The sequence below is a fragment of the Microbispora rosea genome, assembly GCF_044460045.1.
Classification (GTDB): Bacteria; Actinomycetota; Actinomycetes; order Streptosporangiales; family Streptosporangiaceae; genus Microbispora; species Microbispora rosea.
Genome location: NZ_JBITJO010000001.1, coordinates 632,686 through 646,870, shown reverse-complemented (window position 1 = coordinate 646,870; position 14,185 = coordinate 632,686). Strand labels below are relative to the sequence as shown.

The window sequence follows — 14,185 nt, the reverse complement described above, 5'->3', positions numbered from 1 at the left end:
AGTTCGACGAACCGGTGGACCGCCCACGTCCTCTCCGTAGCCGCCGGGGTCCCGTGAGCGGCGGCCTCAGCCCTTGAAGGCGCCGTTCATGATCCCGGACACCATGCGCCGCCCGACGAAGACGAACAGGACGAGCAGCGGGAGGGTGGCGAGGAAGGAGCCGGACATGGCGAGCCCGAGGTCGATGTTGAAGCTGTTCTGCAACGCCTTGATCGCGATCTGGACGGTGTACATCTCCGGCGACTTCAGCACCACGAACGGCCACAGAAAGTCGTTCCACGCGGTGACGAAGCCCAGCAGACCGAGCACGAAGGCGGCGGGACGCACCAGCGGGAACGCGACGCGCCAGAAGATCTGCCAGGTCGAAGCCCCATCGATGCGGGCCGCCTGAAGGATCTCGTCACTGATCGCGGACGAGATGTGCTGGCGCATCCAGAAGATGCCGAAGGCGTTGGCCAGCCCGGGGACGATCAGCGCCTGGAGCGTGTCCACCCAGCCCAGCCACGAGGTGATCATGTACTGGGGGACGATGGCGAGCTGGGTCGGCACGGTCATCGTCAGGACGACGAGCAGGAACAGCGCGTCGCGGCCACGGAAGCGCAGTTTGGCGAACGCGAAGCCCGCCAGCGCGCACAGCACCGCCTGGCCCACGCCGATCGTCCCGGCCACGATCAGGCTGTTGACGATCGACCGGACGAACGGCACGGTCGAGAACACCAGGCCGGCGAGGTAGAAGAAGTTGTCGCCCGGCACGATCTCGGGCGGCAGATTCGTCGCCGTCGCGGTGTCGGTGGTGGCGACGATGAACATCCAGTACAGGGGGAACAGGCAGGCGAAGACGGCGAGCGCGAGCAGCGCGTAGGTCCACCATCGGACACGCTCGCCGGAGCGCCGTCTCCTCGTAGTCTTCATGATCGCCCCCTTAGCCCTTGACCGGGCGGATCCGGGTGGACAGGAAGTAGTTGAGGCCGGCGAGCACGACGACCATCACGAACAACGCCACCCCGACCGCCGCGGCGTAACCGAACTTGAACTGGATGAACCCCTGCTCGAACAGGAAGAGCGTGAGCGTCTGACACTGGCGGACCGGTCCGCAGGTGTTGGCCGCGCCACGGTTCATGAGCAGGGCCTCGGTGAAGATCTGCAGCCCGCCGATCGTCGAGGTCACGATCGTGAACACGATGACCGGCCGTAACGAGGGGAGGGAGATGTGCAGGAACTGCCGCACACCTCCGGCTCCGTCGACGGCGGCCGCCTCGTAGATCGCTCGGGGAACCGCCTGCAGTGAGGCCAGGTAGAGCAGCGTCGTGTAGCCGAACCACCGCCAGGTCACCATGACGGCGATCAGCACATGGCTGCCGATCACCGACTGGGTGAAGTCGATGTGCTCGAAACCCACCAGGCCGAGAAGCCAGTTCAGCAGCCCGTAGTCGCGGTCGAACATCTGGACGAACACGATGGCGGTGGCGGCCACCGAGGTGATGTACGGCACGAGCATCGTCATGCGGAAGAACAGAGCGAGGCGCAGCCGTACGTGGTTGAGCAGGTGCGCCAGCACCAGCGCGATCAGCAACTGAGGCACGGTGGACAGCAGCCAGATGCTCACGGTGTTGCGCGCCGCGTTCCAGAACCGCACGTCCCCGACCAGCCGGCTGAAGTTGTCCAGGCCGACGAACACGTGCTCGCCGATCGGGTTCCAGTCGAACAGCGCCACATAAAAGGTGAACAGCAACGGGATGAGGCCGAACACCGCGAAGATCACGAAGAACGGGGTGATGTAGGCGTAGGGGGCGATGATCTCGGTGAAACCGCGCCGCGCCGCCTCCGCCGGCGGGGCTGGGGGCAGGCCCGCCTTGGTGGCGCTGATGCTCGTCGTCACGGTCTGCTCACTTCCCCGCCGCCCGCACGGGCCGTGGGGACGGCCCGTGCCGGCGGCGCACGTTACCTAGCCGCCGATCGCGTTCTTGATGTTGGTCACCGCCGCGTCCCACGCCTTCGCGGGATCACCCTTGCCCTGCTCGACGTTGGCGATGGCGTTCGTGAACTCAATACCGATCGTGGTGCTGTCGGGCCCGATGAGGAACGGCTTCAGGCCAAGCAGAGAGTCGGTGTAGATCGTGCCGATCGGCGCGCCGGAGAAGAACTCGTCCTTGGCGGAGGTGAGCTTCGGGTCCTTGTAGACCGACGGGGTCGCGGGCAGCGACCTGGCCTTCGAGAAGTGGTCGAGCTGGCCCTGCGGCGACTGGGTGGCGGCGATGTAGTCCCAGGCGGCCTTCGGGTTCTTGGCGCCCTTGGGGATGGCGAGGAAGCTGCCGCCCCAGTTGCCCGAGCCGCCGGGGATCGTGGCGATGTCCCAATTGCCCTTGGTGTCGGGGGCGTTGTCGCGGATGGAGCCGAGCATCCAGACCGGTGCGGCGATGACGGCGAAGTCCCCCTTCTTCATCGCGGCGCTCCAGCCCTCGGTGAAGGTGCTCTGCTTGGCGGTGATCCCGGCGGCCACGGCCTTGAGCGCCAGGTCGAAGGCGGACTTGACCTGGGGGCTCCGTTCGTACACCAGATTGCCCGCGGGGTCGTAGTACTTCTCCTGCCCCTGGTTGACCACCTGCGAGTAGATGCTCCCGCCGGCGTTGTCGACGAACGCCTTGCCGGTGGCCGCCGTGTACTTCTTGCCGGTCTCAATGAAGGCGTCCCAGGTGGGCCAGAGCTTGCTGACCTCCTCGCGGTCCGTCGGCAGCCCGGCCTTCTTGAACAGGTCGGCGCGGTAGGCGATGGCCATGCCGCCGACGTCGGTCGGGATGCCGATGATCGAACCGTCCTTGGCCGTGGGCTGGCTGATCACCCAGTCGAGGTAGTCACCCTTGATCTTGTCGGCGCCCATCGTGCGCAGGTCGACGAAGTTCTGCGGCTGCTGGACGAACTTGGGCAGGTCGTCGCCCTGGATCAGCACCAGATCGGGCACCTTGCCGCCGGCCAGCGCCGTCGTGAGCGCCTGCGCCGTCTCCTGCGCGTTCCCCACCTCGGTCAGCTTGATCTGGATGTCCGGCCTCTTCGCCTTGTACTCGGCGGCGGACCCCTTCGCGTCGATCCCGGTGAACGACCAGAACTCGAACGACTTGCCGTCGGACCCGCCGGAGGAAGTCCCGGACGACGAGCCTGAGCACGCTGCCATGCTGAGGGCCGCGGTAGCGGCGAACACGACCGCTGAGACGTTGCGTAACTTCACGGCGACCTCTTTTCGCTCGGTGTGGTCAGGGACGTGATGTGCGGTCCGGCACCGGGAGGATGCGCTGCGCTCAGCGGACGCCTCCTACGCGTGTAGGACGGCGACGGCGCCGTGCCGCTTCAGGCTTCGGTTCGCACGTGCCCGACAGGTTCAGCACCGCCATGCCGACCTGGTCTTTCGTTTACAGAGCCTTCTGACATCACCCTTGAGCACGAAACTTTCGGAATGTCACGTGGATCATTGCTCCAGGACACTAGGTCTCCGTTCACCTGAGCGTCAATATTTTCCCGGTGAAGTGTCTGAAACAATCGGGCCGGTAGTTTTATGTTTCGGACGGCGCCCGCGGGGGTTCCCCTGGACCACATGCGCCCCTGGAACACACCGCGCCCCCTCCACCTGCACGGCCGAGGCGGCCTGCCCGGCACCCCACCCGGATCGGGGAACGCGCCCTTATAGGGCATGAGCCCCGGCGGCTCGGCGATCGCCCTCAGGGGGTGACAGAACCGCCGCGCGATCGCGTACCCGTGCGGCGTGGGCGTCGTCGTGAGGCAAGCTGATGACGTGAGTGTCCACGTACCTCGCGACGATGTCGGAGCCCCACGGGCCCAGGCCGGCCCCAACCCGCAGCACCTGCTGACGACCTTGCTCGGTGAGTACCTCGACTCCGCCGACGCGAGCCTTCCCTCGATGGCGGTGGTCGCGATGCTCAGGGAGTTCGGCATCAGCGAGCCCAGCGCGCGGGCCGCGCTGTCCCGGCTGACCAAGCGAGGGCTGATCGCCGTACGGGGATCAGGACGGCCGCCCGTCTACCACCTCACGCCTCAGGCGATCGCCAGGCATCGCGTACGGATGGATCACTTCCTGAGCTTCGGCGCACGCCCGCCGCGATGGACCGGCGACTGGGTGACGGTCTCCTTCTCGATCCCCCAGTCAGGGCAGGCACAATCCGGTCAGGCGCGGTCCAGGCAGGCACAATCCGGTCAGGCCCCACGGCACGCGGTCCGCAAGGCTCTGGGGGCGCTGGGTTTCGCGCGGCTGTACGACAGCGTGTGGATCCGGCCTGGATCCGACTCAGGCCCGGTGACCCAGGCGCTGCGTGACATCCTCGACGACGTCGACGGCGCTCGATGGTCGGTGATGAACACGCGGTTCGCCGAGGAGACCGGCCCGCACGGTCCGGCCGCCGCCTACGACCTGGCCGGCCTCGCCTCGGCCTACGAGGCTTTCCTCGCGCAGTACTCGGACCTGCGGGCGGCCGTCCTCCACGGGGAGATCGACGCGACCCGGGCGCTGGTGGTGCGGACCTCCGTCATGGACTCCTGGCGGAAGTTCCCGGACATCGACCCGAACCTCCCCGAGCACCTCCTGCCGGCGCCATGGCCCCGCCAGGCCGCCAGGGAACTCATGCTGGAGATCCATTCCGCGCTGGGCTCGCTCGCCGAGGCTCGGCTCATCGAGGTCGCGACGCCGTACTGGCCGGACGCCGCGTCATGGATCACCCACTTCCAGGCATCGGAGGACCCCGTTGCGACCCCCGTCGGCGGGGGCGGCTGAAGAAACTTTCACGCACCCGAGCGGCTGCCCGTACGCCGGGGCGCGTTTCGTGCCCGCTGCCGCGCGTGGCTTCTCGACTGACCCGCCACCGGCAAGGGCCCGCCGGAGCGTCAGACCGGCCGGGCATCGTGACCTGCCGCGAAATCCTCGGCGCCGGTCCGTCCGCCCGGCGCCGGGCAGGACCGGTTGCGCCCTCCCGATGGCCGGGCGGCCCACGCCCGGATCCGGATGAAGCAGGAGCGTCACCGGTCCGTACGCGTACCGGCCGACTGACCGAATGCCGTTGCTTGACACTTTTTATTACCGCAGTGATAGTAACTGCACGCTGCTCTCATCGGCTCGTTTCGCCTGGCACGGGCGCAACGCGCAGTCGATTGTTCGCCACATCAATCTCCAGATTCGGGCGCGAAGCGCCGTCGTGACACTGTCGGAGGGCGAAATGAGAAAACGCTCGATCATCAGCGCATTAGTGGTGGCCGCGGTCGCCCCGGTCTGCGCCGGAATAGTGGCGCTGACCACGACGCCGGCCGCCGCGGCGGTCGGCGGCTCGGGCCCTTACCCGGCTGATTACGAGACCTCCACCAGCCTGCCCAACCACACCATCTATCGGCCCAACACCCTCCCGTCCGAAAAACTCCCCATTTTCGTGTGGGGCAACGGAGGCTGCTCCGCCGACGGAACGGGGCAGTTGCCCTTCCTCCGCGAGATCGCCTCGCACGGGTTCCTGGTCATCGCCAGCGGCAGCCCGAACGGCTCCGGATCGACGACGTCCCAGATGCTCACCCAGTCCATCGACTGGGCAGTCGCGGAGAACAGCCGCCAGGGCAGCAAATACAACGGCAGGATCGACACCGGCAAGGTCGCCGTAGGAGGCTGGTCCTGCGGCGGGCTGGAGGCCTACGCCGTTTCGAACGACTCACGTGTCACCACGACCACCATCTTCAGCAGCGGATTGCTGAACGACTCCGACGACTACCAGCTCCGCCGGCTGACGAAGCCGATCGCCTACTTCATCGGCGGTCCCAGTGACATCGCCTACCCCAACGCCATGGACGACTGGGGCAAGTTGCCGGCGGGGCTGCCCGCGTTCATGGGCAACCTGAACGTCGGGCACGGTGGCACCTACACGCAGACCAACGGCGGCGAGTTCGGCCGCGTGGCGGTGCTGTACCTCAAGTGGCGGCTGAAGGGCGACACGACGGCCGGCGCCAACTTCGTCGGCTCCAACTGCGGCCTGTGCAACACCCAATGGCAGGTCCAGCAGAAGAACCTCACGCTCGGCGACGGCAGCCCCTCCCCGTCACCCGGCGGCAGCCCGACCCCCAGCCCGACCGTGACTCCGACCCCCGGTGGCGGTAGCGGGCCGGTCAAGGGCGTGGCCTCCGGCCGCTGCCTGGACGTCCCCGGTGCGAGCACCGCCGACGGCACCCAGGTGCAGCTGTGGGACTGCAACGGCCAGACCAACCAGACCTGGTCCTCCACCTCAGCGGGCGAGATCCGCGTGTACGGCAACAAGTGCCTGGACGCGGCCGGCACCGGCAACGGCGCCAAGGTGCAGATCTACAGCTGCTGGGGCGGCGACAACCAGAAGTGGCGTGTCAACACCGACGGCTCCATCCAGGGCGTCCAGTCCGGGCTGTGCCTGGACGCCACCGGGCAGGGCACCGGCAACGGCACCAAGATCCAGCTGTATGCCTGCCACGGCGGCGCCAACCAGAAGTGGGCCTGGAACAGCTAGCCCGCACCTGTGGCCTGCGGTGCACATCACCCGGCACCGCAGGCCACGCAGGCCGCCCCTCGCCCCGCGGGCCGGTGGGGGTCTGGAATCTCACCAGCCGGGGACAGAGACGAGCCGAAGCGCGCCACGCAGTGCCAGACCTTCTTCAGTGCCTGCACGTCGTAACGCCCGGTGCGGGCAGCGTCTCCGATGATCCGCGGATCGAGCAGGCCGTCGACCGCGATCTCGGCGCCGAGCGCTACGTACTCCTGTCCCCGGTAGTTCGGGTGGCGCCGCAGATGCTCGATCGTGAGGCGGAATCCGGAATGCCATTCCACCGGGCATGGAAGCCGGCGGGCCGCGGCCTCCACAGCCGTGCCGCGATAGCTGGGATCGAGGACCAGGGCCTCCACGTCCCGGTCGAGCCTGACCGGCCCGTGCACCTGAGCCTCGATGTAGTCGTCCAGGAGGTCCGGGTCGTCAGCCTCGGCCAGCTCGATCAGCGCCATCCGGGACGCGACACCGAACGCCGAAGGCTCGAAAAAGCTGTCTGGGTAGCAGAATGTGGCTCGGCGAAGAGTCTCGGCCGTCAGTCTGAAGTGGGCGGAGCCGAACCGTGGCGCGGCGCCGATGGACCTGCGTCGGAAGTTCAGCGCGCCGTAGACGGGGCGCTCCTCTGCAGGTGCGTGGTCGTACGCTCCACCGAAGATCCTGCTTTCCCAGCGCCACCGGTCGCCGCCGGGGTGAGCAGTGAGTCCCCCGTTGCTTGTTCCGGTGACGAACTGCGACAGATAGACGCCGTCGTCGGCCAGCCGGAGCAGGATCTGCCGGCCGCCGGCCGAGCGGTCGGGGTGGAAGTTGAGGGTCACACGCGACCGAGGGTCGAGCGGATCCCCTGACGACCGGGCCTCGACATGGCGAAGGGCTTGCTCTCGCGGCGATGCAGGCGTGGGCGCGCTCATCCGCGCAGTCTGCCTGAGCGTGATCTGTCGTCGCACCCCGAATAGGCTTCGGGCTTCGGCCCGGCCGTCTCTCCCCCACTGCGACCGGATTCATAGCGGTTGCCGTGTTTCGGTGCCGTACGAGACCACAAAGGCCACCTCCGGATCATGGGAGGTGGCCTGTGAACGCGTGGAGCCCAGCCGTTGTGTCTTATCTCTGCCGAGCACGATCAGGCGATGCCCGCCGATGAAATCGTGCAACTCGCACGATGCATGACCCTTATCGCGGCAGCTGGTCAGCCTCGCGCTTCGTCGGCTGTGGCGCAGCGTCCTCCACGAAGCGAGGACGGCAAGCGAACCAGCCGGCGATCATCCCGGGGATGGCGCTCGCGGCGAGCACCAGGAGCGGGATCGACCATGATCCGGTCGCCTCGTGCAGAAGGCCCAGACCGATCGGGCCCAAGCACGCCAGCCCATAGCCGATGCCTTGCACGAATCCCGACACGGCGGAGGCCGTCTGCGGGCTCTTGGTTCGGCGGTTGATGAGGGTCATGCAGAGCGGGAAGGTGCTCACTCCGATTCCCAGCGCGCACATCCACATCAATGTGCCGTCGAGCGGCGACAGGAGCAGGCCCAGGTATCCCGCTACCAGGAAGATCGCGCACCCGACGACCACGATGAACGGGTTCGTCATGCGCGTCGCCAAGTGCGGAACCACCAAGGCCGCGAGCATGCCCCATGCCGAGTAAAGCGCGACCATGGAGCCGCCCAGGGTCGCACTGCCTCCTGCGTCGGTGAGCACTGCCGGGACCCAGGTGATGATCCCGTAGTTGGACAGCGAGATCATCGCAAAGAGGATCACCAGGCCCCAGACGGTTGATGATCGGCTGATCCTCGGCCTCGCATCGGTCGCCGTCACGGCCGCGGGCACGTGGTGATCGGCGGGCAGCCTCACTGCCAGGACGAGCCAGACCACAGCGGCCACAGCAGCGGGTCCCGCCCACATACCTACCGAGAACCGCCACGTCGCCGCCTCTGCTACCGGGACCGCGAGGAGCGGGGCGATGAACTGGCCCGCCTGCATGAGGATCAGGTAAAGCGAGGTCCCCAGGGCCAGTCGATCGGCGAACCAGGCCTTCACCAACGGAACGACCACAACGTTCGCGGCTCCGATTCCGGCCAGCGCCAGCACGGTCGAAAGGACCAGCAACACGGGCATCGGAGAGAAGGCGCGCATCAGGAGCGACAGAGCCGTGAGTCCCAGCGCCACAGTGGCCGTGCGCTCGAGTCCGAACTTCCTCGTCACCGCTGGGGCGAGAAACCCGAAGATGCCGAAGGACACCGCCGGCACGGTGCCGAGCAGGCCGGACAGCGTCACCCCGAAGCCGAGATCGGCTCCGATGATCTCCAGGAGCGGAGTGAACCCGGTCACGGCCGTTCGCAGGTTGAGCGCCGTCAGGGCGATGGCGAGCCAGGCCCACAAGGTCAGGCGCCCACGCTGTAACGGAACGACCGGTGAGGAGAGCGATGTCACGTTATACTCCGATAGAAGGTCAGCAGATGATGGGATTATGGGATGACTCAGGAAGAGTCTGCCACGCGACAGCCGATGCGTCGAGTGGGACTCATCGATCAGGCTGCCGAGCGCTTCCGCGAGGAGGTGGCCTCTGGACGCTGGCCGGTCGGTGAACGGATACCGACCGAGGCCGCACTGGTGTCGGAGTTCGGGATCGGCCGGAACACGGTGCGCGAGGCGGTGCAGTCGCTGGTGCACGCAGGTCTGCTGCGCCGCGAGCAGGGCCGCGGCACCTTCGTCATCTCCAGCTCCGAGCTGACAGGCACTCTTGAACGTCAGCTCGCCGGTGGCACCCGTCGCCACTACCTGGAACTACGCCTTGCTCTTGACAGCGCTGCGGCAGCACTGGCCGCGCTGAACCGCTCGGATGCCGACGTCGAACTGCTGCGCGAGCTGCGCGACCGTCGGGAAGCGAGCTGGTCGGCCGACGATCCCGACCTGCGAGCGAGCGCGGACCTCGCCCTGCACCACGCGATCGTGGCAGCGACGCACAACCCTCTCTACGTCAAGCTGTACTCCAGCATGCTCGACATCTTCGCCGCCCACATGCGCGACGAGAAGAGCGAAGACGAGGACGCGGCACACCGCCACCATCACGAGCTGGTCGAGGCGATCGCGGACGGGGACGCCGACCGTGCTGTCACAAAGGTGGTCTCCATCTTCAAGCCCTTCATGGGCTGAACCACGCGATCGCCTCCCCGCTCGGACGAGGCGTCTCTCCCCCGGACAGTTCTCGTAGCGGACTGGCCGGTGACCGCGGCAGCAGACGCCGCCCCCTCGCTCAAGCCGCGCAGAAGGCGGTGAGGATGTGCCGCCGGCGCCGGCCGAGTTCGAGGGGTTGGAGGTCAAGCCGTACGTGCATCAGGCGACGGGGCGGCCGGCCTTCCGGGTGGCTAGGAGGAGTTCGGCGGTCTTCCGGGCGGTCCGCGCGCTCGTTTTCGAGTGGTCGAGGTGCGCGGCCGCGTTGGCGCCGTCGTACACCTGCACCAGCGCAGCCACCAGCTCGTCGTCGTTGTCCGCGGGAAGGGGACCGAGGAGACGGGAGAACAGGGCCGGCAGCCAGGTGCGGTCGTACGCGACGGCTTTCTGGACGTCCGCGTGGTGAGGGTATTCGGCTGCAGCGTTGGCGAACGCGCACCCCCGGAAGCCAGGCTCCGAAATCACCTCGTCGAGAACATCGAAGACGGACAGGATCCGCTCCTCAGCCGGCTCCTGGGCCCGCGCCTCCACCTCCCGCGTCACACGCGCGCGCATGACGTCGCTGCGGCGACGCAGATACTCCGCCACCAGGTCTTCCTTGGTCCGGAAGTGCACGTACATGCTCGACTTGGCGACGCTGCTTTCGGCGATCACCCGGTCGATGCCCACGGCGTGGATTCCCTCGGCATAGAACAGCCGGTCGGCGGTCTCGAGCAGCCGTTCACGCACCGTACCCGGCTTCTTCTCCATGCCAGCAGTATCGAACGAACAGATCTGTTTGACAAACACGCCTGGGCGTCTCTACGGTCAGGTATCGAACGAACAGGTCCGTTCGATCCGGTCACCAGCCCGCCAAGGTGACGACGACCCGGCTGGCCACGAGGCTCGGTAGTGGGGTCCAAGCACGGCCGGTCTTCGACGGGCAGAGGGTCACGGCGGAGGCCAGGCTGCGTGAGCACGGCATGAATCTGGTCGATGTACTTCCCTTGCAGCGGCCACAGCGATCATGGTCACAGCGGAGGTTCAGGTGAAACTCGGACTGCGTCTGCCCCAGAGATTGGGAGTCGACCTACAACACGACCTGGTCGAAGCGGCCAGAACAGCCGAAGCGGCCGGGTATGCCAGTTTGTGGACGTACGAACGGCTGCTCTTCCCGGAGACGCCCGCGGAACCATATGCCCCGCCGGACGTGCCATGGCCGGAAACCCAGCGGCAGGCCGCCGACCCCCTGGCAGTCCTCACGGCAGCGGCGGTGGCGACCGAACAGGTGCGCCTCGGTACTTCTCTTCTGATCGCTGCACTCCACACACCCGTCCAGCTGGCGAAGGCGTTGGCCACGATCGATCAGATCAGCGGCGGCCGCCTTATCGCGGGTATGGGCGCCGGCTGGTCCAGCGACGAGTTTCGGGCTACCGGCACCACTCGAGCAGATCGCGGCCGCTTCCTCGACGAGACGCTGGACGTCTTCGACGCCGTGTGGGGGCCCGACCCGGTGTCCTATCGAGGTCCTCGCGTAGTCATCGACAACGCCTCGGTCCTGCCCAAGCCCGTTTCGAGAATCCCCGTGTTGCTGGGCGGCGGTGGCAGCGCCAGGGCCCTGCAGCGCATCGCCGAGCGCGCAGACGGCTGGCTGTCGTTCCTGACCAGGCCGGGCCCGGAAGGAGCCGCAGAACTGCACGCAAGCTGGGACCGTATCCGGGAAATGGCTTCCGAGTACGGCCGGGACGCAAGCCGAATGGAGATGGTCGTGGTGGGAAACGTCACCTTCACCGACCGTCCGGCAGGACCTGACCGATCGCCGTTCGTCGGCACTCTCGACCAGATCATGGATGACATCCACACGGCCGCAGAGGCGGGCGCACACGAACTCATCGTGGATCTGAATCTGCAGGACTGGTTCAGCAGCACTCCGCAGATGCTTGAGACGGCGGTGGAGATCCGCGAGCGGACCGCGCTCTCATAACCGATGTTGCCAATGCCGCCCTCTCCACTGGGGTGAGCATCTCCGAGCGTCTCACGAGCGGAGTTCGCCGCCATGTCCCGAGGTACGCCGCGTCTCGATGACCGGAAGTACGGACATGGACCGACACGGCAACGACGATCTCTACGACCCCTACGATCGCGCACACAGCAGAGGCGATTTCAACGAGGGCGAACAATTACCCCCACGGCGTAGATCGTCTCGCGCATATCCCGCACGCTTATTGGTCGGCTACGGCGTGGGCCGGCCGAGGATTCCCGCTACGGCCGTCACCCCACGCGGAGCCGCGCCAGGTGGTAGTCGAGCAACGCCGCGACCTCCTTGGGCGTGTAGTGCCCGACCAAGGTGGCGTTCACGATGCCCTGCGCGAAGGCGTACAGGATGCTCGCCTCCTTGGCGGCATCCAGATGGGCGGCGAGCTGCCCGGCGGCCTGGGCGGCCCTGATCTGCTCGGCGAAGAAGGACAGCAGGTGCGAGTACCCCATTCGCATCGCCACCGCCTGATGGTCGTCCACCACCGAGCTCGCCTGGAACGCCAGTCCGACGCGGTTCAGGTAGCCGCGCTCGTCGTCCAGCGGCAACAGCTCCAGCACGGTGTCTCGCAGCAGGTCGAGCGGCGTGGACTGGCGCGCGGCCACGGCTGCCACCCGGTTGCCGATCCACATCCCGATGTGTTCCAGTGCCAGCAGCAGCATCTGGTTCTTCGTCGCGACGTAGTACTGCACCGCGCCCATGGACATTCCGGCCTCGGCGGCGACCTCCCTCAGGCTGACGCTCTCCATGCCCCTGTCGTGGATGATGCGGTGCACGGCCTCGGCGATGTGCCGTCGCCGGTCGTCATGGTCGACGATCTTCGGCACGGCCCACCACTTTCTCATGCGAGTGCATGGTAAAAGCTTACTGCCCCGTTTTACCATGCGACTGCATGACAAAACGAGACAGGTGGTGACGTGGATGCGGGTTCTGATCATAGGAGTCGGTACGCGGGGGGACGTGGCACCGTACGCGGGGTTGGGGGTGCGCTTACGCGAGGCCGGGCATGAGGTGGCCATCGCCGCCCACGAGCCGTACGCGGAACCAGTGACTGACGCGGGCCTGGAGCATCTGCCGCTTCCCGGAGATCCGCTCTCCGCACTGACCGGCCGCATCTCCATCGGCGCGTTCAAGGAGTACAGCGAGCAGCTCATGGACGGGCTGACTCGGATCGCCGAGCAGCAGGAGGCGGACCTGCTCCTGCTGGGCGTGGCGGGCGCGCAGGGCTCTCACGTCGCCGAGGCGATGGGCGTGCCGAGCATGGGCGTGCACCTGCAGCCGATAGACCCCACGGGTGAATTCCCGCCGGTCATGAGCCTGTTCCAGGGGTCGCTCGGGCGGTGGGGGAACCGCAGGGCGGCCCGGCTCGCGTTCGAGGTGCCCGCCGCCGGCCCGCTGATCGCCGGGATGAGCACGAAGATGCGGGCCCGGCTGGGGCTGCCCCCGATGACCCCGCGCGACCTCTACCGGCGCCGGGAGAGCACACACTGGCCGGTCTTCCACGGGGTCAGCCCGCTGGTGCTGCCACGCCCGGCCGACTGGCGGCCCGGGCTGGAGATCACGGGTTACTGGTGGCCGCTCCAGCCGCGGGACTGGCGGCCGGATCCGGTGCTGCGCGACTTCCTCGCGTCGGGGCCCACCCCGGTCTTCGTCGGCTTCGGCAGCCTGGCGGGCACGCGGGCCGAGCAGTACACGGATCTGGCCGTGCAGGCGCTGCGGCGGGCCGGGCTGCGAGGCGTGCTGCAGACGGGCCTGCGGGGACACATCTCCGACGACGTACTGGCGGTCGGCGACGTACCGCACGACTGGCTTTTTCCTCGTATGGCCGCCGTCGCCCACCACTGCGGCAGCGGCACCACCGGGGCCGGGGTCCGGGCGGGCGTGCCCGCCGTGGCCGTGCCGGTGATGAACGACCAGCCGTTCTGGGCGTCCAGGTTGACGGCACTCGGCGTGGCTCCGGCCGCGATCCCGTTTCGCCGCCTGACGCCCGCACGGCTGGCCGCCGCGCTCACCAGCGCCGTAACCGACCCGGCCTACCGCCAGCGCGCCCAGGCCCTGTCGGTCCGGGTCTCGGCAGAGGACGGCGCGGCGCCCGTCATCGAGGCGGTGAACCGGCTCCGAGTCACCCGCGGGCCCGGCCTCCGACCAGGATGAAGAGCATCAGCAAATTTGGCTGACCAGCAGAAACGGCGCTCCGGATCGGTACCACCGTAGGTACGGCAACTCGCTCAACCGGGCATCGCGCTGCGGCGCTCGGACATCGACATCAACGCACGTACGATCCGCGTGCGGGAACATCTCATCGACCTGGATGGCGGAGAAGTGGTGCTCGCGCCGCCCAAGTCGTGCATCGGCGCCAAGAGGTGGCACCGCGCCCAAGTCTGCCCAGGTAATGCGCTCGGGCCAGCTCTTGGCCTCCCTGGCGAAGTCGGCATCGCTCCGATGGCTCGGCCTCTTACAC

Annotated in this window: 12 protein-coding genes; 5 read left to right on the top strand and 7 right to left on the bottom strand. The window is 67.6% G+C overall.

The features are described from left to right. Window positions 1-66 precede the first annotated feature (66 nt). The 3 genes from ACIBK1_RS03085 to ACIBK1_RS03075 all read right to left on the bottom strand — a co-directional run bounded on the left by ACIBK1_RS03085 (window position 67) and on the right by ACIBK1_RS03075 (window position 3,223). The gene (locus tag ACIBK1_RS03085) at window positions 67-912 is read right to left on the bottom strand and encodes a carbohydrate ABC transporter permease (RefSeq protein WP_030512161.1); all 846 of its coding nucleotides are present in this window, start codon (window positions 910-912) and stop codon (window positions 67-69) included. Window positions 913-922: 10 nt separating this feature from the next. Next, window positions 923-1,879: a carbohydrate ABC transporter permease gene (locus tag ACIBK1_RS03080; protein WP_051762769.1), complete on the bottom strand. Its 957-nt coding sequence runs from the start codon at window positions 1,877-1,879 to the stop codon at window positions 923-925. 66 nt (window positions 1,880-1,945) lie between these two features. Then, on the bottom strand, window positions 1,946-3,223 hold the full coding sequence (locus ACIBK1_RS03075) for an ABC transporter substrate-binding protein (RefSeq protein WP_357312328.1): 1,278 nt from the start codon (window positions 3,221-3,223) through the stop codon (window positions 1,946-1,948). 561 nt (window positions 3,224-3,784) lie between these two features. On the opposite strand from ACIBK1_RS03075, the gene ACIBK1_RS03070 reads away from it, so the two are divergent. Together ACIBK1_RS03070 and ACIBK1_RS03065 are read left to right on the top strand one after the other, a co-directional pair. Beyond that, entirely contained in the window at window positions 3,785-4,777 is a 993-nt protein-coding gene (locus tag ACIBK1_RS03070) for a PaaX family transcriptional regulator (RefSeq protein ID WP_396731889.1), read from the top strand. A gap of 439 nt (window positions 4,778-5,216) precedes the next feature. Continuing rightward, window positions 5,217-6,515: a ricin-type beta-trefoil lectin domain protein gene (locus tag ACIBK1_RS03065; protein WP_396731887.1), complete on the top strand. Its 1,299-nt coding sequence runs from the start codon at window positions 5,217-5,219 to the stop codon at window positions 6,513-6,515. Between the two features lie 26 nt (window positions 6,516-6,541). Here ACIBK1_RS03065 and ACIBK1_RS03060 read toward each other — a convergent pair whose 3' ends face one another. Together ACIBK1_RS03060 and ACIBK1_RS03055 are read right to left on the bottom strand one after the other, a co-directional pair. Continuing rightward, window positions 6,542-7,363, bottom strand: a complete 822-nt coding sequence (locus tag ACIBK1_RS03060; RefSeq protein WP_396731885.1) for a DUF3626 domain-containing protein — start codon at window positions 7,361-7,363, stop codon at window positions 6,542-6,544. 352 nt (window positions 7,364-7,715) lie between these two features. After that, entirely contained in the window at window positions 7,716-8,969 is a 1,254-nt protein-coding gene (locus tag ACIBK1_RS03055) for an MFS transporter (protein ID WP_051762690.1), read from the bottom strand. 42 nt (window positions 8,970-9,011) lie between these two features. Here ACIBK1_RS03055 and ACIBK1_RS03050 point away from each other — a divergent pair, with 42 nt between their 5' ends. After that, window positions 9,012-9,692 (top strand): FadR/GntR family transcriptional regulator, encoded by a 681-nt coding sequence (locus ACIBK1_RS03050; protein ID WP_396731882.1) that lies wholly within the window; start codon window positions 9,012-9,014, stop codon window positions 9,690-9,692. Between the two features lie 180 nt (window positions 9,693-9,872). Here the strand turns inward: ACIBK1_RS03050 and ACIBK1_RS03045 are convergent, their stop codons facing one another. Then, entirely contained in the window at window positions 9,873-10,460 is a 588-nt protein-coding gene (locus ACIBK1_RS03045) for a TetR/AcrR family transcriptional regulator (protein ID WP_396731880.1), read from the bottom strand. Between the two features lie 277 nt (window positions 10,461-10,737). On the opposite strand from ACIBK1_RS03045, the gene ACIBK1_RS03040 reads away from it, so the two are divergent. After that, window positions 10,738-11,673 (top strand): LLM class F420-dependent oxidoreductase, encoded by a 936-nt coding sequence (locus tag ACIBK1_RS03040; RefSeq protein ID WP_396731878.1) that lies wholly within the window; start codon window positions 10,738-10,740, stop codon window positions 11,671-11,673. A gap of 287 nt (window positions 11,674-11,960) precedes the next feature. Here the strand turns inward: ACIBK1_RS03040 and ACIBK1_RS03035 are convergent, their stop codons facing one another. Further along, window positions 11,961-12,569: a TetR/AcrR family transcriptional regulator gene (locus ACIBK1_RS03035; RefSeq protein WP_197042934.1), complete on the bottom strand. Its 609-nt coding sequence runs from the start codon at window positions 12,567-12,569 to the stop codon at window positions 11,961-11,963. On the opposite strand from ACIBK1_RS03035, the gene ACIBK1_RS03030 reads away from it, so the two are divergent. After that, the gene (locus tag ACIBK1_RS03030; RefSeq protein WP_396731876.1) at window positions 12,472-13,878 is read left to right on the top strand and encodes a glycosyltransferase; all 1,407 of its coding nucleotides are present in this window, start codon (window positions 12,472-12,474) and stop codon (window positions 13,876-13,878) included. The genes ACIBK1_RS03035 and ACIBK1_RS03030 overlap by 98 nt on opposite strands. Window positions 13,879-14,185 lie beyond the last annotated feature (307 nt).